This window comes from Dokdonia ponticola (assembly GCF_042653865.1).
Classification (GTDB): Bacteria; Bacteroidota; Bacteroidia; order Flavobacteriales; family Flavobacteriaceae; genus Dokdonia; species Dokdonia ponticola.
Genome location: NZ_JBHSFV010000005.1, coordinates 24,676 through 46,598, shown reverse-complemented (window position 1 = coordinate 46,598; position 21,923 = coordinate 24,676). Strand labels below are relative to the sequence as shown.

The 21,923-nt window shown below is 36.3% G+C and carries 21 protein-coding genes; 11 read left to right on the top strand and 10 right to left on the bottom strand.

Going from position 1 to position 21,923, the window contains the following annotated elements; genetic code table 11:
- Positions 1–32: 32 nt before the first annotated feature.
- Complete coding sequence (locus ACFO3O_RS09550; protein WP_379978377.1) at positions 33–1,451, top strand: CCA tRNA nucleotidyltransferase; 1,419 nt, start codon at positions 33–35, stop codon at positions 1,449–1,451.
- Between the two features lie 287 nt (positions 1,452–1,738).
- On the opposite strand, the gene ACFO3O_RS09545 is transcribed toward ACFO3O_RS09550, so the two are convergent.
- From ACFO3O_RS09545 to ACFO3O_RS09520, 6 genes are all read right to left on the bottom strand, one after another.
- On the bottom strand, positions 1,739–1,981 hold the full coding sequence (locus ACFO3O_RS09545; protein WP_379978376.1) for a CDGSH iron-sulfur domain-containing protein: 243 nt from the start codon (positions 1,979–1,981) through the stop codon (positions 1,739–1,741).
- 84 nt (positions 1,982–2,065) lie between these two features.
- On the bottom strand, positions 2,066–2,842 hold the full coding sequence (gene bla / locus ACFO3O_RS09540) for a subclass B1 metallo-beta-lactamase (protein ID WP_379978375.1): 777 nt from the start codon (positions 2,840–2,842) through the stop codon (positions 2,066–2,068).
- Entirely contained in the window at positions 2,839–4,197 is a 1,359-nt protein-coding gene (locus tag ACFO3O_RS09535; RefSeq protein WP_379978374.1) for a DEAD/DEAH box helicase, read from the bottom strand. The genes bla and ACFO3O_RS09535 overlap by 4 nt, the downstream gene beginning before the upstream one ends.
- A gap of 346 nt (positions 4,198–4,543) precedes the next feature.
- Positions 4,544–7,510 carry a T9SS type B sorting domain-containing protein gene (locus ACFO3O_RS09530; RefSeq protein ID WP_379978373.1) on the bottom strand — a complete coding sequence of 989 codons (2,967 nt, stop codon included), beginning with the start codon at positions 7,508–7,510 and terminating at the stop codon, positions 4,544–4,546.
- A 216-nt stretch (positions 7,511–7,726) separates the two neighbouring features.
- Entirely contained in the window at positions 7,727–8,569 is an 843-nt protein-coding gene (locus ACFO3O_RS09525; RefSeq protein ID WP_379978372.1) for an ABC transporter permease, read from the bottom strand.
- A gap of 6 nt (positions 8,570–8,575) precedes the next feature.
- A complete protein-coding gene (locus ACFO3O_RS09520; protein WP_379978371.1) occupies positions 8,576–9,475 on the bottom strand; it encodes an ABC transporter ATP-binding protein in 900 nt (299 codons plus the stop codon).
- A 95-nt stretch (positions 9,476–9,570) separates the two neighbouring features.
- On the opposite strand from ACFO3O_RS09520, the gene ACFO3O_RS09515 reads away from it, so the two are divergent.
- Positions 9,571–10,644: a hypothetical protein gene (locus ACFO3O_RS09515; protein WP_379978370.1), complete on the top strand. Its 1,074-nt coding sequence runs from the start codon at positions 9,571–9,573 to the stop codon at positions 10,642–10,644.
- Here the strand turns inward: ACFO3O_RS09515 and ACFO3O_RS09510 are convergent.
- Complete coding sequence (locus tag ACFO3O_RS09510; protein ID WP_379978369.1) at positions 10,641–11,693, bottom strand: nucleoid-associated protein; 1,053 nt, start codon at positions 11,691–11,693, stop codon at positions 10,641–10,643. The two genes, ACFO3O_RS09515 and ACFO3O_RS09510, sit on opposite strands and share 4 nt — an antisense overlap.
- Before the next feature lie 104 nt (positions 11,694–11,797).
- Positions 11,798–12,307 carry an IS1096 element passenger TnpR family protein gene (locus ACFO3O_RS09505; protein WP_379978368.1) on the bottom strand — a complete coding sequence of 170 codons (510 nt, stop codon included), beginning with the start codon at positions 12,305–12,307 and terminating at the stop codon, positions 11,798–11,800.
- A 438-nt stretch (positions 12,308–12,745) separates the two neighbouring features.
- Here ACFO3O_RS09505 and ACFO3O_RS09500 point away from each other — a divergent pair, with 438 nt between their 5' ends.
- The 5 genes from ACFO3O_RS09500 (at position 12,746) to ACFO3O_RS09480 (ending at position 17,031) form a co-directional block, all read left to right on the top strand.
- On the top strand, positions 12,746–13,477 hold the full coding sequence (locus tag ACFO3O_RS09500; RefSeq protein WP_379978367.1) for an SGNH/GDSL hydrolase family protein: 732 nt from the start codon (positions 12,746–12,748) through the stop codon (positions 13,475–13,477).
- 158 nt (positions 13,478–13,635) lie between these two features.
- The gene (locus ACFO3O_RS09495) at positions 13,636–14,370 is read left to right on the top strand and encodes an SGNH/GDSL hydrolase family protein (RefSeq protein ID WP_379978366.1); all 735 of its coding nucleotides are present in this window, start codon (positions 13,636–13,638) and stop codon (positions 14,368–14,370) included.
- Between the two features lie 16 nt (positions 14,371–14,386).
- Positions 14,387–15,103, top strand: coding sequence for a phytanoyl-CoA dioxygenase family protein (locus ACFO3O_RS09490; RefSeq protein ID WP_379978365.1), 717 nt, complete (start codon positions 14,387–14,389; stop codon positions 15,101–15,103).
- Positions 15,104–15,196: 93 nt separating this feature from the next.
- Entirely contained in the window at positions 15,197–16,279 is a 1,083-nt protein-coding gene (locus ACFO3O_RS09485) for an amidohydrolase family protein (protein ID WP_379978364.1), read from the top strand.
- Positions 16,280–16,356: 77 nt separating this feature from the next.
- Positions 16,357–17,031: a leucine-rich repeat domain-containing protein gene (locus tag ACFO3O_RS09480; RefSeq protein ID WP_379978363.1), complete on the top strand. Its 675-nt coding sequence runs from the start codon at positions 16,357–16,359 to the stop codon at positions 17,029–17,031.
- A 4-nt stretch (positions 17,032–17,035) separates the two neighbouring features.
- On the opposite strand, the gene ACFO3O_RS09475 is transcribed toward ACFO3O_RS09480, so the two are convergent.
- The gene (locus ACFO3O_RS09475) at positions 17,036–17,566 is read right to left on the bottom strand and encodes a hypothetical protein (RefSeq protein WP_379978362.1); all 531 of its coding nucleotides are present in this window, start codon (positions 17,564–17,566) and stop codon (positions 17,036–17,038) included.
- A 93-nt stretch (positions 17,567–17,659) separates the two neighbouring features.
- On the opposite strand from ACFO3O_RS09475, the gene ACFO3O_RS09470 reads away from it, so the two are divergent.
- The 4 genes from ACFO3O_RS09470 to ACFO3O_RS09455 all read left to right on the top strand — a co-directional run bounded on the left by ACFO3O_RS09470 (position 17,660) and on the right by ACFO3O_RS09455 (position 20,256).
- Entirely contained in the window at positions 17,660–18,073 is a 414-nt protein-coding gene (locus ACFO3O_RS09470; protein ID WP_379978361.1) for an FKBP-type peptidyl-prolyl cis-trans isomerase, read from the top strand.
- 102 nt (positions 18,074–18,175) lie between these two features.
- Positions 18,176–18,784, top strand: a complete 609-nt coding sequence (locus ACFO3O_RS09465) for a hypothetical protein (protein WP_379978360.1) — start codon at positions 18,176–18,178, stop codon at positions 18,782–18,784.
- A gap of 117 nt (positions 18,785–18,901) precedes the next feature.
- Entirely contained in the window at positions 18,902–19,372 is a 471-nt protein-coding gene (locus ACFO3O_RS09460) for a nuclear transport factor 2 family protein (RefSeq protein ID WP_379978359.1), read from the top strand.
- Entirely contained in the window at positions 19,369–20,256 is an 888-nt protein-coding gene (locus tag ACFO3O_RS09455; RefSeq protein ID WP_379978358.1) for an alpha/beta hydrolase, read from the top strand. Before ACFO3O_RS09460 ends, ACFO3O_RS09455 begins: the two co-directional genes overlap by 4 nt.
- Before the next feature lie 163 nt (positions 20,257–20,419).
- Here ACFO3O_RS09455 and guaB read toward each other — a convergent pair whose 3' ends face one another.
- Positions 20,420–21,892, bottom strand: coding sequence for an IMP dehydrogenase (gene guaB / locus ACFO3O_RS09450; protein ID WP_379978357.1), 1,473 nt, complete (start codon positions 21,890–21,892; stop codon positions 20,420–20,422).
- Positions 21,893–21,923: the final 31 nt, after the last annotated feature.

The window sequence follows — 21,923 nt, the reverse complement described above, 5'->3', positions numbered from 1 at the left end:
AAAATAAAAAAGACCCGATTAAACTTATACGAATGCCTAATTACCAAAACGCTTTATCTGAACCTATTTTTAAAACCATCTCTCAGGCAGCTGATGCACTAAACCTCGAGACCTATGTGATTGGTGGTTTTGTGAGAGATTATATCTTACAACGAGGAACCGCAAAAGATATTGATGTAGTTGCTGTAGGAAGTGGTATTGCGCTTGCGCGAAAGGTTTCCGAGCTCCTTCCCAACAAGCCAAAGATTCAGGTGTTTAAAACCTACGGAACCGCCATGCTCAAAAGCGGTCAAATTGAAGTAGAGTTTGTGGGTGCCCGAAAAGAATCCTATACTAAAGATAGCCGAAATCCTATTGTAGAAGACGGAAGTTTACAAGATGATCAAAACCGTCGAGATTTTACGATCAATGCCCTTGCTATTCGATTGAATGATGCCCATTATGGAGAACTTGTAGATCCGTTTGGAGGTATTGAAGACCTGAAAAAAAGAATCATCAGAACCCCACTAGACCCGGATATCACGTATAGTGACGACCCATTGCGGATGATGCGAGGGATTCGGTTTGCTTCACAACTCAACTTTACGATTGAAAAAGAATCCTTGGCTTCTATCAAGCGTAATGCAGATCGCATCAAGATCATTACCAAAGAGCGTATAGTCGTCGAACTTCATAAAATCATGGGCAGCCCAACACCTTCAAAAGGGTTCTTACTTCTAGAAAAAACAGGCTTATTACCCTATATTCTTCCTGAATTAATGGCGCTAAAAGGCATCGACGAAGTGGAAGGTCAAAAGCATAAAGATAATTTTTATCATACGTTGGAAGTGGTTGATAATATTTCTAAAAACACCGATGATTTATGGTTGCGATGGGCTGCTTTATTGCATGACATTGGGAAAGCACCCACCAAAAAATTCAGTAAAAAAGTCGGTTGGACCTTTCACGGTCATGAATTTGTAGGTTCCAAAATGGTGTACAAGTTATTTAAGCGTCTCAAAATGCCGCTGAATGATAAGATGAAGTTCGTGCAGAAAATGGTGTTAATGAGTTCGCGACCCATCGTGATCTCTGAAGATCATGTAACCGATAGTGCTGTGCGAAGATTGGTATTTGATGCTGGCGATTATATTGAAGATCTCATGACCTTATGTGAAGCCGATATTACCACTAAAAACCCCAGACGTTTTAAACGCTATCACAACAATTTTAAAGTAGTCCGCAGTAAAATTAAAGAGGTCGAAGAGCGTGATCATATCCGTAATTTTCAACCGCCTGTTTCTGGTGAGGAGATCATGGAAACCTTTGGGCTTTCTCCAGGACGAGAAATTGGGATTATCAAAGAAGCCATTAAAGAAGCAATTCTAGAAGGCGTGATTCCTAATGAACATGAGGCTGCGCATGCGTTTATGATTGAAAAGGGAAAAGAAATTGGGCTTAGTTTGAAGTGAAATTTCTAAACTTCCCATCGGTGATTTCGGTACAATTTTAAAACTTCACTACGTTACGTATTAAAATCACTCAATCTCCTTACATCTTTTTTAAGTTTAAGAACCTTCAATCGGTAATTTCGATACTATTTTCGCGAAAAGCGAAAATCACTCAATCACCTTATATTCTTAATTCAATATTCGGAGTTGGGCGTTTATTATTAGATTTTTAACCAGAAAAGATCAAAACAAAAACAGCAGATTGTACGTTTACAATCTGCTGTTTTTAGTATAAAATATAATGTTGTCTAACCATTATGCGACCCATCGCAATACGGTGGATTCTTAGTCAGTTTACAGGTACACAAATACGCTGTTTTTGTTTCTGTTGCTTCAAAACGTAAACTAGGGGTGCTTTCGGCAGCTTTGTGAGATCCATCACAAAAAGGCTGATTCTCACTATGCCCACAGGTACACCATGAATATTTTTTTCCTGCTTCTACGTCACATGCAATAGGAGCATCTCCTCCTCTTTTTTTATTGTCTTCCATATCTTTCTCATTTCCGTGTACACGGAAATCACATTTTTTTAAGTTACTATTATTGCTCTAAGATATATATAAAGACTTTTGGAATTATTCTAAATTATGACTATAATCTGTCGTATCATCAGAAAATAATTCAATGGTATAATCTAGTAAACGGGCATCCCCTTTACCACCATGTCCTGGAATCACCACTTGCACCTCTGGATAGGCTTCTTTTATTTTGCCAACCGTTTCTGGCCATTGCTGAACGTAGGCATCTTCAAGATTTCCTTTTCCTGCATACAATGATTTTATCATACATCCACCGTATAATAAATGTTCATCAGGAATATAAGAGACGATATTATCTTGTGTATGCGCAGGTCCAAAATAGGTATTTTCTACAACGGTGCTTCCTACTTTAAGTTCTTGTTTTGTTTCAAAAGGATAGGTAATCTCTACAGCATCATTATGTAGTATTTGAGCGGTTATACTGGATGCGTATGAAGGTATATTTGCTTTCGCGAAAGCTTCTAATCCGCCTGCTGCATCTGCATGAAAGTGATTTACAATCACTCCCTTCAATTCTACTTTCAGCTCGTTTTGTAAAAAATGAATAAGTTGTGAAGCGCTCGTTTCATCTATAGGAGAATCAAACACAACGGCTTCTCCATCAGATATATACACATATCCGTTGCATGGATAAAAATTTGATTGACTCAGCTTTAAATACGAGATGTATTGATAATTATTTTCCGATAGTTTGACAATTTCTAAAGGTCTCACGTAGGCATCTGGATCAAATTCAGTTCTTTCTACACAAGAAGATACGCATACTGTAAAAACACAAAAAACAATCCATTTAAAGAGAACCTTTTTTATCATTTTCGCTTATTTCGTTTGTTATAGTTTTTATCTCCTCTAGTTTTAGGTTTTTTATATTTTTGCTTGATTGTTCTGCTATAAGATCCGCCTAAATTAACTTTTTTGTTTTTTTCCTTCTTTTCGTGAAACGCTGGACCAGGAGCATCTTCATCACTATTCTTTCTGTTTAAAGGATTATAAATTTCTTTTGCTTCTGGGCGTTCTTCTGGAGCGAGTTCATCAGATATTTCAATAGCATCTGACAAGACTTTTTGCGGAACTTTATACTGCATTAATTCCTCAATTTCTTCTAAAAATTTCTCTTCTTGAGGGGTGGTCAGAACGATGGCTGTTCCTTGTCGTTGTGCACGCCCTGTTCTACCAATACGATGTAGGTAGTTTTCAGGATAGCTTGGCGTATCTACATTAATCACATGAGAGATATCGTCTATATCGAGTCCTCTCGCCATCACATCGGTGGCCACAAGAATACGCACGACACCTTCTTCAAAATCTTTAATACTATTGAGGCGGTAGTTTTGAGTTTTATTAGAATGAATGACTTCACATTGTTGTGGGAATGCTTCGTCTAGTCTTTTAAAGAGGCGGTCAGCCATCCGTTTGTCTCTTGTAAAGAGGAGTGCTTTTGGGTACGCTTTCGCGGAAGCGAGCTCTGCTAAAAGAAAGTTCACTTTAGTATAAAAGTTAGGAATCTTGTAGCCTATTTGCGTGATATTCTCCAAAGGCGTACCACTACGAGCGACAGAAATACGCTGAGGGTTTTGGAAAAAATCAGTAATTAGTGCATCGACATCATCTGTCATCGTTGCAGAAAACATAATGTTTTGTCTGCGTGGAGGTAAGACATCAAAGATATTCATCAACTGAGGTCTGAATCCTAGATCTAGCATCACATCTACCTCATCAATGACTAATTTCTGGATGGTCTTAAGTTGTAATACCCTACTTACAGCAAGATCAAACAATCGACCTGGAGTGGCAACAATAATATCCTGTCCCTCTGCAATACGTTTTTTCTGTGTGTTGATGTTTGCTCCTCCATATACACCTGCCACACGGACTTCTAGATATTTGGAGAGTTTCTCTATTTCGTCAACTACCTGAACTACCAATTCTCGTGTGGGGACTAGTATTAACACTCTGGGTGTTTCTTGACGAGAATGTGTCAAAACTCGTAGGATTGGGAGCATATATGCATACGTTTTTCCCGTACCTGTTTGTGCAATACCTACCACATCTCTACCCGACATGACGGGAGAAAAAGCAAGTTCTTGAATAGACGTAGCTTCTGAAAAACCAAGGTCTTCCAGTGCATTCCATAAGGAATTATTAAGATTAAGTTCTCTAAAAATCATAGTGTTAGAAGGATCGCACAAAGCTAGTGAATTTTAACAGACTTTTGTAAGAAATTCTTATCAACGATTTGTGTGCTAAAATCATTTTAGATGATACCCCTTTTTTATTTTACAATACTAAGAAGTATTAAATCTAGATCCCGCCAGATACTGAAACGAGTTCAGCAAACAGCGGGATTCCCGCCTGCCGGACGGGCAGGAGTTCACCTTACAATTTTAACCCGCATTATGCATTAGAAAATCTATTACAACGTAAATAAGCATCATTACGAAGTTCTAATGCATAATGCGGGTTTAAGTACGTCTTGCAGACTTCTTATAATTGAATTTCACTAAGAAATTCTCGCTATCGGTTTAAGTACACCCAACCGACTCGATCTTCAAAATTAGGGTCGCCTAATTTTAAGACCCAAAAGTACACCCCAGTGGGGGCTTCACTTCCTCCAATCCCCTCATTTGGAGTTCCATCCCAAAACGGAATGCTGGGATCTCCTCTATAAATAAGGTTCCCTAATCTAGAATAAATGGTAAGTTCATAGTCAAATATATCTTTGAGCCCGCTAATTTCAAACGTATCGTTGATGGAGTCTCCGTTTGGAGAAAAGCCTTCGGGCACAAAGGGAGGACAATTCTCTATAGACAATGATACTATTGCTAGGTTGTAACATGTATTACTATCTAGACTATCGGTGCGAATAAAAATCGTCTGGGGATTGGTAGTGTTGGTATAAGAAAACGGATCTGTAATTTGATTTTCTTCATTAAAAGCATCGTCTGCATTTCGGTAATATCCCGTGATCGTTTCCCCATCTAGTAATACAATCGCTTCTGCGGCAGTAACCAAATCAAAAACAGCCATCTCAAAGCCTTCATTACAAGAGATAATTTCCGGCAATACTTGAGGTGTTGCAATGGTTTGTGCCTCTAGAGAAAAGATGCCTAAGTCAAAACAACTGGTATTGCTAGGATTCTCTAATCGTACATAGATGTTTTGAGGGTTGGTTGTATTTTGAAAACTCTCCGGGTTTTGAATGTTTCCAATACCTAGCTCTGCATCTTCTATGGTTGTATGATACGTAATCACAACTTCTTCTTGACCCGCGAGAAGTATACTTTCTTGCTGGGTAAGATCAAATAGTAAAATACCATCATTACTACTATCATCACAAGCAACAAAATCTTCTAAAACAGGAACGATCGGTTGATTAAACACCTCTAATGCAAAGGAGTCAGTTGTAACACAGATCAAGTCGTCATCTTGTACGATACGCACATATATAGTTTGTGGGGATGTGGTATTCTCAAAGCTATCTGGATTAGGAATAGAATTTACTCCGTCTATTGCATCTTGTTCTGTGATATGAAAACTTACTGATACGTCTGTTTGACTTCCTACGGAAAGGGTTTCATTGATGGTAAAGTCAAAAGTAAATACACCATCATTTCCTTGATCGTCACAGACTAGAAAACTTTCTAGGGGATTTGCAATCACAGGCACATCTTCTACGTCAAGTTGAAAAGAAGCGACATCAAAACAAACAGATGCTAAGGTATTGGTCAGTCGTACAAAAATGGATTGTGTATTGGATGTATTTTGAAAAGCTTCAGGCGTCACAATAGGATTGGTTGCTGTCGATGCATCTTCAAAGCTTGTAAAGAATTGGATAGTTACATTTGTTTGCGTTCCTATAATAAGCGCGTTTTGGAATGTCAAATCAAAAGTAGCAACTCCATCATTACTCACATCATCACATACAGTGATATCATCTAACAGAGGAATGACTGGCGCTGCGATGACCTCTATTATAAATGACTCGATACGGACACATAATGGGTCTACTTCTAAACTAAACCTTACGAATACTTCTTGAGGATTAGATATATTAACATACGTCTCTGGGGTTAAAATAGGATTATCTCCTGTCATCGCATCTTGTGGTGTCTCATGATAGGTGACTATAATTCCTGTTTGTCCATTTATGGCTGCGTCACCATTTACAGTAAGATCAAAAATAGCCACTCCATCGTTGGTCTCATCATCACAAACACTCAAGTTTTCTAGAGGGGTTACGATATCTATTACATTGAGATTGACTGTAACACTTGCCGACTCATTATTCACTTCATTTGTTTCTGTGACGATACCATTTCCAGTTCCATCATCATCGATCACTGCGATTAGGTTAAAAACGTCAGGAATCCCGTTAGGGATTGTAAGTGTACTAGTTTCTGTTAGCGATTCATTGGGAAGTATCGCTATTGTAGTTGTGGTTGTCCCTACAAGTATTCCATCTGCATAAAATGCAATAGGTGTTCCTGAGGGTAATGGATCTGTGCCTAGATTTGATACGGTATAACTCACGGCTATATCTCTGCTTCCACAGGTAACATCAGACGTATCTACAGTAATTACACCATCAGGTAGCTGACTATTTAATACGGTGATGATATTGTTAATCATCACAAAATCCTGTCCGGACGTCAGCATAATAGTAGCAGAGGTATCTCCTATGTTGATATTATTTTCGATATTATAAAAATCGATATCCATATTAAACAAATCATCTTGCCCTGTAAAGCTATTGGTGCCATTAAATTGATTATCGGCTGGATTTAGAGGAGGGTTGCTTAGAATATTACCGTTGATAGATAAGGTTTCATTTACTGCAATTCCTGCATCGCCTTCCCAGGCGATAAAACCGATACGTGCATTTTCATTGTCTAAAACGTTGAGGTTTTCTAATTCGATGGTGAGTTCATTGTTAAACTGAGAGACATTTTCAAGTCCATCAAATACATTGACAAGATTGAGTGGCAGATCTGGGTCTTCAAAAATCACGGTGATTGCCCACCCAGCAAAGTTGGTGCCTGTGGGACAAAAAGGCGGAATCACATCGGTTAAATCTAAATCGCCGAAGGTATACTCTCCTGCCCCAGTCTCTTGGACAATGGCGGTGACGTCTACAAACCCAGCAAAAAACACACGATCTTCATCTATTTGATCTGCAAACGTACGCTCTGCGGTAAGGGGAATATCATTGAGCGTAATATCAAAATCGCCTGTTCCTGAACCTGCCCAATACAAATACGCGGCTTCTACGGTTTGGTCTGGCTCAAGCGTTAAGGTAGCACTACTTTCAGTAAGGATTTCGCAAGGAGCATTTACCCCATTTTCTCCAGTATTGAGCGTGTTTCCTATTGCAGTATAATCAAAACGACCTGCAAATACGGTAAACTGCGCGATTTCTTGTGCCCCCATCCAAGAAGTCATCAAAAGAAAAAAGAGTAGGATGATCGTGTAGTTTTTTTGCATAACTGCCTCGTATCCTATAAATGTAAGATTTCTTTTTTGGATATACTATACCAGAACCTCCTCAATCATAAAGAAGCATGTAGTGTACGCTTTCGCGAAAGCGTACACACAAAGAACATACGCACAAAAAAGAGTCAAGACTTTATAGTGAAATCTTGACTCTTGTATATTTTATTGTTTGATTCTTTTTATGCTTTCGCGAAAGCATAAAACTATTTATAAATCACGCTTTTTCAATAATGCAAAAGACCCATAAATAAATAAGAAAATCCATACCGATACAATGGCAATTTCATACCAATGTACTGCGTAATCAAATCCTATATCAGTTTGTAATTGATTAGCCGCAGACTGGATAACATTTAATCGTGTAAAAGGTTGCTCAATAAGATTACTCATAGATTCTAGTGGCAAGAACTGGACTACGGAGGAACGTAATCCTTCCATATCGTACTTGTTTTCAAAATATAACATAATCAGTTGTACGATTCCTTCTATAAAGTACCAGAAAAGTAAAAATCCTATGGCAAATGCCGATCGCTTTATTAATATTCCTAGGAATAAACAGAAAGAGAAAAAGCCAACTAGTTTTAAGAAAAATGCAAATAGATATTCTAAATCTTGCGTAATAATACTGAACTCATTAAAGTCTGAAAAAGATAATCCTAATAACAAGCTCACAACAAAAATAAAAACAGTAGAGATCGCAGAAAAAACGATCACCGTAATAAATTTGGATAAAATAAATTCTTTTTTACTCAATCCATCTATCAGGTTTTGTTTAAGTGTTCTGTTACTATATTCATTGGCTGTCATCGATACAATCACAACGGCTAAGAAAAATTTGAGAATAGCCGCTATATATGTGTTAAAATGCCATATATAGGGGAAATTAAAAATGCCTTGATCTGCTAGGCGGAACTCAGCTCCAAAAAGATTAAATTTTATAGAGGCCAAAAGTGCAATCGCAGAAAGTAATATAAAGTAACCCAAGATCAATACTCTTGAGGTTTTATTGTGTTTAAGCTTGTAATATTCTATGGTTAAAAGTCGTAACATGGTGGTTTAGTTTAGGTTGTTAGTCAATTGTAAAAACTGCTCTTCTAAGCTTTCTTTACGTTGTACAAGATGGCTAAGAACAATGCCTTGCGCATGAAGTTGGCTGTTTAATTCTTTCGCGCTAAGCGGTGTTTTTAAAAATCCTGTCACCAAATCACCTTCTGTTTTAACCTCTCCAAACATAGGATTGCTTTTAAGGTAGGTTACAAGTTTCTTAGTATCATCACACTTAAGTTCAAAGAAACCATGACTTGCATTCATGGCATCTACACGACCTGAATACAACATGACACCCTTACGTAAAATTACCACATGTGAACAGACCTTCTCTACCTCATCAAGTAAGTGAGAGGCTAATAAAATAGTTGTTCCAGTCGCTGCAATTTTTTTTATAATCTCCCGGATTTGATGTATTCCCTGAGGATCTAAACCATTGGTAGGCTCGTCAAGTATTAAAATTTCAGGATCATTCAATAAAGCCGATGCAATGGCAAGACGTTGTTTCATTCCTAAAGAATAGGTTCTAAATTTACTATCCTTACGATCTAATAAACCAACGATTTCTAGTTTTTCGTCTATTTTATCTTTAGACACTCCTTTTATTTGGCATACCAACCCAAGGTTTTGACTTGCAGTCATATAGGGGTAAAAATTAGGACGTTCAATAATAGCGCCTACCTTTTTAAGAGCGTTATGTGTAGAGTCAGATCCATCAAACCAATGATAGCTGCCTCTTGTAGCGTTTACAACATTAAGCACCATTCCTAAAGTGGTTGATTTTCCACTTCCGTTAGGCCCTAAGATACCGTATACATTACCCTTTTCTATAGTAAATGAAAGATCATTTACTGCACGTACCGCACCATAATGTTTGGTAAGTTTATTTAATGTGAGTATAGTTTCCAAGAAGTTATTATTTTTTAGGTTGTGTTATGTAAACAAGACGTTAAAGCCTAGCAATTGTTACATCACTTTCTTATATTGTGTTTTAAACCTACGCTATGGAAGAAAAATTAATGTCTAAAAAGAAGCCTGCCTACCCTGTTAATCAAAAACTTCATGATTTTTTAAAAAAATACAATAGGGATATTAAAATATCTGTCTCTTATGATGACCTTTTACGTTTTACAGGAGGAGTGAATCTTTATGATCAACAAGATAATGACACGTTGTGGATTAGTGTGTACTATGCTGAGCATGAGAGAGAAGAGATCATGGATAGTTTAAAGCGTGTATATGCGGTACTTCACTCAGATGGAAATGAGCAGATTCTTCCCTTTCTAGAAGTAGCCTCTATAGATTATTGCTCTTTTGGAAATTCAAAACCCTTCCGAATAAAAATTAAAAACATCTATAACGATAACTACACCTACTTTTATGTAAAAAGAGCTGATGCGAGTAGAATTTATGGTTTAGAGCTTGAACATATATTATCTCCTAACAGAATTAACTTTCTAGTGTATACAGATACACTTATAGAAGAACATATTGCTGGAATTCCAGGAGATGAGTTTATCGCAAATTACCTTGACAAATGTGATGAAGTAGGAAGAGCACAAATTGCCAAAGAGTTTGTTAAATTTAATGAGCGATGTACCATTGTGCTACTAGGAGATATGCGTTCTTATAACTATGTGGTGATTCCAACGCATGATTTTGACCATATTAAATATAAAATACGCGCTATTGATTTTGATCAGCAATGTTATGAAGGAAAACTTAAAGTATATAAACCTCATATCTTTAAGGAAAATTTTAGGATGGTTGACTTGGTTTCAAAAATGTTAAGTGCTAGCGTTATTGAACTCTATCAAAAAGAAGAGCGTGCCGTCCTCGCAAAACGTGTTATTGCTTCCCGCACTCGGCTTAAAAGGCTAATGAGTTGTATGACCACAGATAAAATTTCGACCCAAGAAAACTTATCCCAATTGCGATCTGAATTATATGACTATACGAAAGATATGAAGTTTAAACGCTCCAGATCTATGGGACAAATTGTAAAGAATGCCCTCGAGTTTGTAAGCCGTAATTACGAAGATGTAAGTCTTAAAAGGTTAATGCAAGAATCCCCTTAATTTTCCTTATTGAAATACACGAGATAGTAATACATCTGCTTCTCTTCATCCCAACCTTTTTCCACAAACTTTTCTGCACTCTCAGGGTTTATAAAATCAAGTTTAATTTGAATGTTAGTATCTAATTGAATTAAGTTTTTGATTTTTTTGCGTTGAGAGCTTACCGCCTTATTACTAATAGGAAAATCGGTAAGATCCTCTATTTTATATTTAGGCGCTTGTTCCGTTTTGTAATGATTAAATTCTGGGATCAAATCAGGATTCTCCAAGACTTCATTCATAAACGCACTTTCATTAAAAGCATCATTCTTTGCAAAATGATTCACAGCACGGTTCATAAACAACACCTCTTCTCTTTTATCTTCTGCAGGAAGAACAACATCTTTTGCAAAGTCTTGACAAAACTTCAAATACTTTTTGGTGTAAAAATTATCATCTTCAAAAATCTCTACTCCCAAGAAATTTTCAAGCCAGTATTTAGTATCATACCGATTAGAATCTACCGAAAGGATTTTATATCCTTCTTCTGCTTTATGATTAATAATCAAGCACCCTTTATCTAATTTATTAAGATTGATCCCTTGCTCTAAAAGCATTTCTAAGTTAGATCCGCTTTCGCGAAATTGCAAAAAGTCTTGCTTTAACTCGCTTTTAAAAATACCAATCGCATCTGTTTTTTGATTATCGATCATGACATTTTCTAAATGAGCGATATATAACTCTCCTGCCTTGATATGCGGATGCTCACTTTGCTCATACAGATGTTTTGCAATCTCTTCAGATAATAAGTGTGTCGCGCTAGGGTTTTCAAAAACTTTTTGAACAATTCCAAATAAGGTGTGAAATTCTAAATCAGTCTCATGATCAAAACGATAGTAATTCTCTTCTTTTTCTCTAAAAGGCTTAAAGAAAAATTCCTTGATCAAAGGCGTAATTTCATCACTTAACGGATACGGGTCATTAGACACAAAAAGACCCTCTGCTTTACTTTTATTTCCTACTCTATGAATAGAAAGCGACTCTATTTGCGTGTTGTATAAGTTAATCATGAGGCAGTTGTATTGTTGGTTGCATCTATAAGTAATTCTGATATTGTTTAAAATATCATCATCTTAGATGAATAAAATAATGTGTTATTTCTTTAGAGATATGACTAATTCCAGTTTTGGTCAAAATTAAGGTCATCAAGATCGTCTATATCCAAACCATCTTCAAACTCTATATCATCATCACTCTCTTCGGCTTCAAAAGCAATCTCTGGAGCCTGGTCAGGAATTTGTCCGTGTACAAACATAAGATTGGGATAAGTAATACCCTCTTCACGTTCGGCAATTTCTCCAAGTTCTACCATAAAACGCCACATACTAAGAAAATCATATACATATAGCATACGAGTTTCTGCTTCACTAATCACATCCTCTATTAAGGTTTCACTCATTAAGCGTACATCCGTGGTGCCATCACTCATATCAAAAAGAGAAATTTCCTGTCCTTGATTCCACTGGTCATCGCTTCTATAAAAAGAAGCCATCTCCCCACCATCAAATCCAAAAGACTGATTGATAGCATTATGCAAATCCTCAAGACTCGCCTGCTGATCAATCTCTAAGTCTCTAAACACATCTTCTTCGGTATCTAGAATGACTCTAAAACGATATATCATATCCTACAAATTTTTGGTCTGTAAAGATACTAATACCTTTATGAGTATACGCAAGCTTTGAATAAGAAGTTATCAAAAGCTATTTTCTTTCTATATAATAAACATATGGCTATTTTTATTTCCCAAAAAATTAATGGCCAAGAATACTTTCTCTAAATAGCGTATCAATGATGTAGTATTTCATCTGTATTAATCCATATACTTTCTGGAGCACTCATAGACGATTTGGATGATGATGATTAAAATACATAAAATAGTAATCAAATGGCAAGCATATCACTATTTACGGAGATTTAGGTAAACAACTATCCTAGATCCATGGTTCATAGTACGTGAAATACGCAATAATATTGTAAGAATTAACTTACCTGTAAATTATTATTTTATCGCTGAATTACACAAAAAACACTATATTTGTGATCCCCAAATCAATATGTTATGAAATTGTCTAAAGTTTACAAGTATGCCGCATTCCTATTACTTTTTATTGTACTCTCCTGTTATGACGATGGTATCGAAGAAGAGCCACCTGTCAATGAAATTAATATTCTAACCATAGGAGATTCTAGAGTTCAAGGAAATAGACCATATCATGAAAGTTATCGTTATGAGCTGTGGAAAAGTCTAATTGAAAGCGACTGGACCGTTGACTTTCTAGGTCCTAATACGGATCAAGCTGAATATCCAGAATTTTTAGGTTTAGAATTTGATAAAAATCATGCCGCCGTAGGCGGATACACCACAAAAAATGTATTAACCACCATAGAGGCAACACTCGCTGATATAGAAGTACCTGATGTAATTTTAATGGGTATAGGGGGGATTGATCTCATCAGAGATAATTCTTATGACCAGGCTATTGCCAATATGCATGTTATTATTGATATTCTACAAGAAAACAATCCAGATGTTACTATTTTCATGGAACAAATAGCACCTGCTATTTCTGATATATACACAGATGAAAATATTTTGATATTTGAAGGTTTTAATGACGCTATTTTAACTGTTTCTGAAGAGCGTACAACTGAGGATTCTAAAGTGGTTGCTGTAGATATGGCAGAAGGATGGCAAGATCTATTTTTAGCAGATGATCTCCACTACAATGCTATTGGAGCTAAAATTGTAGCTGATAGATATTTTGACGCGATAGAAGAGCACGTAGAATAATACAACCCAAGCATTAAAAAATTAGTCTTTCTATCGAAAAACCTATCAAAATGCAATTTTTCGACTTGTAAGAATAATCTGTTAAAAATTTAGAATATATTTTTAATTAGCTATAAATCAACGTAGTTTTGCGCCTTTATAATTTTTAAAGGTTCTTTATGTCTAAATTTACAAGAATAGCGTTTGCTGCATTATTAATACATATAATTTTTTCTTGTACAGAAGACGATTCTGACTACATAAATCCACCTGATTACGAAGTAATTATACTTCCCATAGGAGATTCTAGGGTTGCTGGGGATCGCCCTGTGCATGAAAGCTATCGCTATGATCTTTGGAAAAACCTAATAGACAACAATTGGGATTTTGACTTTGTGGGGTCTGAAACAGATGCGAGTGAATATCCTACATATTCAGGAGAAATATTCGATAAAGAACACGCTGGCGTAGGAGGTCATACAACCAAGGATGTATTAATTTCATTAGAGAGTACACTTTCTGTCGTTGAAACACCAGATATTGTCTTATTAGGTATTGGAGGAAATGATTTAGTAAGAACAAATTCCTATGAGGAAGCGATACAAAATATAAACAGTATCATCGATATTTTACAAGATCATAATCCTGAGGTGACTATTTTTTTAGAGCAAATAGCTCCTGGAAATTCGAGTTCGTTCTCTGAAGAAAATTTAGAACTTTTTGAAAATTTTCAAAACGCCATTCTTACTATTTCTGAAGAGCGTTCTACAGAAGACTCCAATGTAATTACTGTAGATATGGCAATGGGATGGACAGATATTTTATTAATAGATGATGTTCATTATAATATTTACGGTGCGAAAGTTGTGGGAAACAGATATTTTGATGCTATTGATTTGTATTTTGAGAGATAAATAAGCTACAGCCATTTTGAATATTGACGGTCTAAAATTTACGTTAGAAGAACAAGGAAGTGCTATTTTAGATAGTGTATACACAACCCTAGAACTTCAACAAATCGTTGCTTGTATTAAGGAAGCTTCTCAAAACGATGATAACCTTCCAAAAACAAAAGACCTGTTCGCCATTAGGCAGCTTTTAAATACGATACCTCAACTTAAAAAATTTCTGTTTAATCAGAAGCTCCTCTCGATATTATCTAATATTTATTCAACTCCCTATTTTTTAACTAAAGCTATTTATTTTGATAAACCGAGTACATCTAACTGGTTTGTGCCCTATCATCAAGACTTAAGTATTTCTGTGAATCAAAAAACGGATTCATCAGATTATACACATTGGACATACAAAAGAGGTCAATATGGCGTACAGCCACCCTTATCCATTTTAGAGAATACGACTACCGTTAGAATACATTTGGATGACACTAATGCCCATAATGGTGCCTTGAGAGTGATTCCCACATCACACCTAAAAGGGGTTATTCGTGTAGATAAAAGAGAATGGAACATACAAGAAGAGTATATATGTAATGTCAAAAAGGGAGGTGTTATGTTTATGAAACCATTGACACTACACGCGTCAAATAGAACGACAAATAATAAACAACGAAGAGTCATTCATTTAGAGTTTTGCAACCAGATGTTAGTATCTCCACTAGAATGGTTAGAGTATCAAAAAATCTAAGTTTATTTAGACAAGAACGTTAAACCTATTTTAAAATTTCTAGGTATCCTTTAGAGGTAGTATCTTAGACATGTTCTCTATAAACGTATTTCGATGTATAAAAAAGTACTCCTTCTAAGTCTGTGTCTGTGTATTTTTTCGCTTCAAGCGCAAAACCTTTCATTTGAAGAATATAATCCTACCTCTACCCTTGTTGTTCCCGGAGAGGTTATAGAGAAAGCTAAGTTCCCTTTTATAGATGTGCATGGACATCAATACCGTATGCCTAATCAGGATCTTGCACCAGTCATTGCTGCCATGGACACCCTTAACATGGGGATTATGGTCAACTTAAGTGGTCGCTCTGGAGACGACTTACAAAAATCAGTTCAAAATATTGCGGATCATTATCCTAATCGCTTTGTGGTGTTTGCTAATATTAATTTTGAAGGTGTTGGTAGTCCTGAATGGACAGAAAAAACAGTTGCACAATTAGAAAAAGATGTGCAAAACGGAGCTAGAGGTTTAAAAATTTATAAAAGTTTAGGATTACGATACAAAGATATAAACGGCAAGCGGCTTGCGGTAGATGACTCAAGGCTTGATGCTATATGGGCCACTTGCGGAAAATTGGGGATCCCAGTTTTAATTCATACCGCAGACCCTAAACCCTTCTGGGATGAATTTAATGGTGACAATGAGCGTTGGTTAGAATTAAAAACACGTCCAAATAGAAAAAGAGATGCTAACAATCCTGCGCCTTGGGAAACGCTCATTGCAGAGCAACACCGCATGTTTAAAAAACATCCAAACACGACCTTTATCAACGCACACATGGGGTGGTATGCAAACAATCTTCCTAAACTAAGTCAATTACTAGATGAAATGCCTAATATGAATGTGGGAATTGGCGCTATTATTGCCGAACTTGGACGACAGCCGCGACAAGCTAGAGCATTCTTTATTAAATACCAAGATCGTATCTTATTTGGAAAAGACAGCTGGAAACCAGAAGAATTCCCTACGTATTTTAGAGTATTAGAAAGTGATGATGAGTATTTCCCATACCATAAAAAGTATCATGCTTTTTGGGCAATGTACGGACTAGACTTACCCGATGATGTTCTAAAAAAAGTATATTATAAAAATGCATTGCGTATTGTTCCAGGACTTGATAAAACTCTATTTCCAGAATAATATTTTGTTAAACTTATTTTAATAATAATTAAACAATAATTAAATTTCATAGTTTAGAGGAATAAAATTATCTCATCATGGAATTTTCAAAGATTACATTTCGCTTTCTAAGTATATATCTGACCACTACACTACTCCTTATTTCTTGTGGTTCTGATGATACAGATTCAGTAACGGAAACCATAGACCCCGTAACTCCACAAGCACAACGTACCTTGATTCCAGACCCAGCGTTTGAAGCTGCTCTTATAGAATTAAATTTAGATAATGAATTAGATGGTTCTGTTTTATCAGATAATATTGATGAAGTTATGGATCTTATACTCAATGAAAAAGGGATATCTGATCTTACAGGTATAGAAGGGTTTACAAATCTGTATAACTTATGGTTAAATGACAATGCTATTTCTGAGATTGACTTGTCTCAAAATAACATGGTGAAATTTATTTTTATAGAAAACAATAATCTTTCTGAAATTCAGGTGAGTACTATGCCTAATTTGGAAAAACTAGAGTTAAGCGGAAACGCTATTTCTGCTTTGGATGTGAGTAATAACCAACAGCTACAGTTTTTAATCTTAGACGATAATACCATTACCGCATTAGATGTTTCTAACAACCCTGAACTCTTCACGCTAGAAGTTCGCAACAACCCACTGGATTGTATCAAAGTGAGCCAATCTCAACTCGATAATACTCCTACCAATTGGGTAATCGACGAGAATGACACTTTATCTCTTGAGTGTAATTAAAACCCTACCAGTGAAAATCACGATCCTCTACGCGTAAGTCTTCCCGTACCAAATAATCAGTAATTCTAAGTCGCTTATTAAACTGCTTATGAACATAAGAGAGTGTCAGAGAATCATTGCTTAAGTACAGAATCTTAAAGAATTTCTCCTTTGACTCTTGCCCTAACAATTCAGGAATCTGATCACTTGTTAATTTCAAATAAGAATCTCCCTTATCAGACGTTGTGATTTCCCATCTGGCTTCCAAGCTTGGTCCGCAATTTCTTAATTCGCCATTGTTATCCCTCACTTGTCCGCTGGAGTTTACACTGAGCGCTGCCGAAGTGCGAAAGCGTTGCCTGTATCCCAAAAAGCAATCTCCCATATTCATGCGTGTCTTACCATTATAACGTCTTGCAATTTTCCACGACTTTATAGAATCTGCAGTTAATAGTGTCACTGCATTTTTAGGAATACTATATGGAGGTGTGGGCTCATCCTTACAAGAAATGATTCCAATAACTAAAAGTGCATATAAAATAATGATCTTATTCATTCATCTAAAATAAACATTCTATACATTTGAAAAGTATCAATGTATAACATACTACATATTCTTTTTAATATTATATCTTAAATAATTATAGTTATGATAAAATTAGTAGGTTTTATCCTATTGGTGTGTATATCCCTAAGTTGTCAAAAAAACAGATCGCAAAAATCAAATATGATCACAACAACTTCTGGATTACAGTATAAAATTCTTAAAGAAGGTCGTGGTGAAGGAGCAAAAATAGGTCAAGATGTAAAAATACACGAAAGTACTTCCTATCGAGACGGAACGCTTATTTTCACTTCAAAAGATATGCAACCTATACAGTTTATGCCTGGGTCTAAAACAGTTATCCAGGGTGTAGATGAAGGAGTTCGCGGTATGAAAAAAGGAGAAGTCCGTAAGCTCATCGTTCCGGCTTCCCTTAGCAAGAGATCTAGCTACCCTCCTATTTTATCTAAAGATTCTATTTTGGTCTATAGAATAGAACTTGTTGATATTTTAGAATAATTAAAAATAAGATATTAACATTGTTTAACATAAAGATAGTAGGAATACACATAATTGAAATGTTTTGTACTAAAGAAATCATCAATTAAAAAACAATCATTTATGAAAAAATCCCTCTTTATATTATTCGCCTTCTCGCTACTTCTTATGTCATTTCAATGTGATGACGAACCAAGTGAGGTTATTATAAATAATAATTTTGAAGCTACTGTATCAAATGGAAGTATTACTTTAAACGATACTTTATGGATTACTGGTAGAGTGTCCTCACAAGCTTTTAATGAAACCCTTGGAGACTCGATCCCTTCTGATTTTAACAGAGATTTAATTTCTATTTACAGACTAAGATCTGCAGATAATCAAAGTAATAGTGTGGATGCTATCAATAATTTTGAAATTATTGAAAAAGTGGGACAAACGTCTCCTTTGGGCGCATGTCCTAACGGTGGATTATCTATCGAAGGCATACTTTCTGATGATAGCTCAGAATATATCTATAGAATAGGTCTAAAACCAACTATTGAAGGAGACTTTGTACTAAATTGGGATTTTGACACTAGTCTTACAAATATAGACAGAAATACAGAAATCCTCTCTAATTATCCCGTTGACGGAAACCCAAATACTATCGAATTTGATAATTGTGGTATCGTTTCAACACTACCTAACATAGACACTTCTGATCAATTGTATTTCTTTTCTGTAGAATAATATATAGTGAACCATTTTAAAGACGCATTCTAAAAGCAGATACCTACTTTTAGAATGCGTCTTTAGTTGAATACGGTTTTAAAATTGTAACTTTAATTTCACTTAAAACGATATCACTTGAACATTATTGAAACTTTCTACACAGCTTTTGCTGCAAAAGATCCTGATGCAATGACGGCTTGTTACCATAAAGACATTCATTTTGAAGACCCCGCTTTTGGTGTGCTTAAAGGAGAAAAAGCAGGACAGATGTGGCATATGCTATGCAACTCTCAAAAAGGAAAAGAGTTCCACATTTCATTTTCTAATATTACCTGCCAAGAAGATAAAGGGACAGCTCATTGGGAAGCGCAGTACGAATTTAGTGCTACTGGAAGAAAAGTACATAATAAAATAAAAGCATCTTTTGAGTTTAAAGAGGGTAAGATTAGTAAGCACGTTGACTCTTTTAGCCTTCGTACTTGGGCGAGTCAAGCGATGGGCTTTAAAGGTTTTTTAATAGGAGGCACTCGCTTTTTTAAGAAAAAGCTACAAGAAAAAACGAAGCATGCATTAGAGACGTATATGTCAAAACAAAAAGAATCATGACATATTCTAGGATATACATAAAGAATCTACTACTCATTTTTGGTTTCTCTTTATTAGTCACAAGCTGTAAACATACTCCTGAAACATTAGTAATTAAAAACCCTGAGATTGCGGTCATAAACGATAGTCTTTTCTCAAAGACACTCAACAAATATGTACAGTATCACTATAGTCTTCCTCAAAATTATAACGAATCTCTCAGCTATCCAATCATCTATTTACTACATGGACATGGAGGAAGCTCACAAGACTGGTTTACTACTGAAGGAGGTAATGCCGCAGTAACTCTTAGTGAAATGGCAAAGAATACCGGTATACCCCCTATGATTGGGGTAAGTATGAGCGCGGGTAATTCTTGGTATGTAAACAGTGTAGAGGATTGGGAGTCTTTCTACATCAAAGAGTTTATACCCCATTTTGAATCTATTGTTACTACTAGTGATTATCCTACAGGTAGGCATATAGCAGGACTCTCCGCAGGAGGATTTGGTGCTTTGCGTTTTTCCTTAAAATTTCCTTCGCTATTTCAAAATGTAATTCTATTAAGCCCTGCTTCTTATGATCCTTTACCTCCTCTCAATTCGTCTTCTAGAAAAGTAGCTGCTTTTGCCGTGGATGGTGTTTTTAGTGACTCTCTTTGGTCAACATTTTCATACAAGCATCTGCAACAAGATTTTTTAAAAAGTACGCAGCGACCAAAATTCCATATTTCCGTTGGCGATGATGATGTATTTAATATTGTCCCCGTGGTAACTGATTTACAACAGTTTTTCCTTAAAAATGATGTCACAAATGAACTACGCATTACAAATGGAGGACATGATTGGGAATGCTGGAATACGAATTTCAAAGAAGCTCTTTCAGTCTTGTTTATACCCAAATAAATAAACTAAGCATGCGATGCGTTGGAGCCCTCTATTTGGTAAAACAAAATAGCTAGTCAATTGTCGACTAGCTATTTCTTTATATTGTACTATACGCTTTCGCGAAACGAAGTAAAGCAGAAGTTTATACTGAGCGATAGTCGAAGTACGAAAGCGGACTCTTTTATCTACTATAATTAGGTGATTCTTTAGTGATCGTTACATCATGCGGATGGCTTTCATTAATTCCACTTGCAGTAATTTTTATAAAACGTCCATTTTCTTTTAACGCATCTACGGTACCTGCACCACAATAGCCCATTCCTGCTCTTAATCCGCCAACAAATTGGTGGATACTTTCATTTAACTCTCCTTTATAAGGTACGCGTCCTACAATTCCTTCTGGCACCAATTTTTTGATATCATCTTCTACATCTTGAAAATACCGATCTTTTGATCCTTGCTTCATCGCTTCGACAGATCCCATACCACGATAGGATTTAAACTTACGTCCCTCATAAATAATGGTTTCTCCTGGAGATTCTTTGGTTCCTGCAAGTAATGATCCTAACATCACACAATCGGCTCCTGCGGCGATGGCTTTCGGAATATCTCCTGTATACCGAATCCCACCATCAGCAATAACAGGAACGCCAGACCCTTTAATGGCTGCTGCACATTCTAGTACTGCAGAAAATTGAGGAAACCCAACCCCAGCCACCACACGTGTGGTACAGATAGATCCTGGTCCTATACCTACTTTTACAGCATCGGCGCCTGCTTCTACTAGGTACTTGGCTGCTTCACCAGTAGCAATATTACCCACCACACAATCTAAATTTGGATATACCTTCTTGACTGCTTTAAGGACAGAAACAACTCCTTTGGTATGTCCATGTGCAGTATCAATGACAATGGCATCGACCCCTGCGTTGACCAAAGCACCAGCACGCTCTACGGCATCTCCTGTCACTCCAATAGCAGCCGCTACACGCAAACGACCGTACGAATCTTTATTAGCATTTGGTTTTAGTGTAAGCTTTGTAATATCTCTAAAGGTTATAAGACCTACTAAAGTATTATCATCTGTAACGACGGGTAGTTTTTCTATTTTATGGTCTTGTAAAATCTCTTCTGCTTGTGCGAGTGATGTCCCTTCTGCGGCAGTGACTAGATTTTCAGAAGTCATCACCTCTGACACTGGGCGATCGTTATTTTTTTCAAAACGAAGATCTCGATTGGTGACAATTCCTAATAATTTTCCTGCGTCATCTACAATAGGAATTCCCCCTATACTATGCTCACGCATCGCATTTTTTGCATCTAGCACGATAGAACTTAACGGCAAGGTCACTGGATCAATGATCATCCCACTTTCTGCACGCTTTACTTTACGTACTTTCATGGCTTGCTCCTCTATCGTCATATTTTTATGAAGTACGCCTATACCTCCTTCTTGAGCCATAGCAATCGCCATACGACTTTCTGTTACCGTATCCATCGCCGCAGAGATGATAGGCACATTAAGCGTAATATTTTTGGTGAATTTTGATTGTATACTTACTTCTCTTGGGAGTACTTCAGAAAAAGCGGGAACAAGAAGTACATCATCATACGTGAGTCCTTCTCCTAAGATTTTATTCTCGTGTGCAGTCATTGCAATTATGTTTTATCGTTCGCTAAGTATT

Excerpts from the sequence above, each read along its gene's own strand:
- ACFO3O_RS09550 (WP_379978377.1), top strand. The coding sequence starts at position 33 with ATGCCTAATTACCAAAACGCTTTATCTGAACCTATTTTTAAAACCATC.
- ACFO3O_RS09545 (WP_379978376.1), bottom strand. The coding sequence starts at position 1,981 with ATGGAAGACAATAAAAAAAGAGGAGGAGATGCTCCTATTGCATGTGAC.
- bla (WP_379978375.1), bottom strand. The coding sequence starts at position 2,842 with ATGATAAAAAAGGTTCTCTTTAAATGGATTGTTTTTTGTGTTTTTACA.
- ACFO3O_RS09535 (WP_379978374.1), bottom strand. The coding sequence starts at position 4,197 with ATGATTTTTAGAGAACTTAATCTTAATAATTCCTTATGGAATGCACTG.
- ACFO3O_RS09530 (WP_379978373.1), bottom strand. The coding sequence starts at position 7,510 with ATGCAAAAAAACTACACGATCATCCTACTCTTTTTTCTTTTGATGACT.
- ACFO3O_RS09525 (WP_379978372.1), bottom strand. The coding sequence starts at position 8,569 with ATGTTACGACTTTTAACCATAGAATATTACAAGCTTAAACACAATAAA.
- ACFO3O_RS09515 (WP_379978370.1), top strand. The coding sequence starts at position 9,571 with ATGGAAGAAAAATTAATGTCTAAAAAGAAGCCTGCCTACCCTGTTAAT.
- ACFO3O_RS09510 (WP_379978369.1), bottom strand. The coding sequence starts at position 11,693 with ATGATTAACTTATACAACACGCAAATAGAGTCGCTTTCTATTCATAGA.
- ACFO3O_RS09505 (WP_379978368.1), bottom strand. The coding sequence starts at position 12,307 with ATGATATATCGTTTTAGAGTCATTCTAGATACCGAAGAAGATGTGTTT.
- ACFO3O_RS09500 (WP_379978367.1), top strand. The coding sequence starts at position 12,746 with ATGAAATTGTCTAAAGTTTACAAGTATGCCGCATTCCTATTACTTTTT.
- ACFO3O_RS09495 (WP_379978366.1), top strand. The coding sequence starts at position 13,636 with ATGTCTAAATTTACAAGAATAGCGTTTGCTGCATTATTAATACATATA.
- ACFO3O_RS09485 (WP_379978364.1), top strand. The coding sequence starts at position 15,197 with ATGTATAAAAAAGTACTCCTTCTAAGTCTGTGTCTGTGTATTTTTTCG.
- ACFO3O_RS09480 (WP_379978363.1), top strand. The coding sequence starts at position 16,357 with ATGGAATTTTCAAAGATTACATTTCGCTTTCTAAGTATATATCTGACC.
- ACFO3O_RS09475 (WP_379978362.1), bottom strand. The coding sequence starts at position 17,566 with ATGAATAAGATCATTATTTTATATGCACTTTTAGTTATTGGAATCATT.
- ACFO3O_RS09470 (WP_379978361.1), top strand. The coding sequence starts at position 17,660 with ATGATAAAATTAGTAGGTTTTATCCTATTGGTGTGTATATCCCTAAGT.
- ACFO3O_RS09465 (WP_379978360.1), top strand. The coding sequence starts at position 18,176 with ATGAAAAAATCCCTCTTTATATTATTCGCCTTCTCGCTACTTCTTATG.
- ACFO3O_RS09455 (WP_379978358.1), top strand. The coding sequence starts at position 19,369 with ATGACATATTCTAGGATATACATAAAGAATCTACTACTCATTTTTGGT.
- guaB (WP_379978357.1), bottom strand. The coding sequence starts at position 21,892 with ATGACTGCACACGAGAATAAAATCTTAGGAGAAGGACTCACGTATGAT.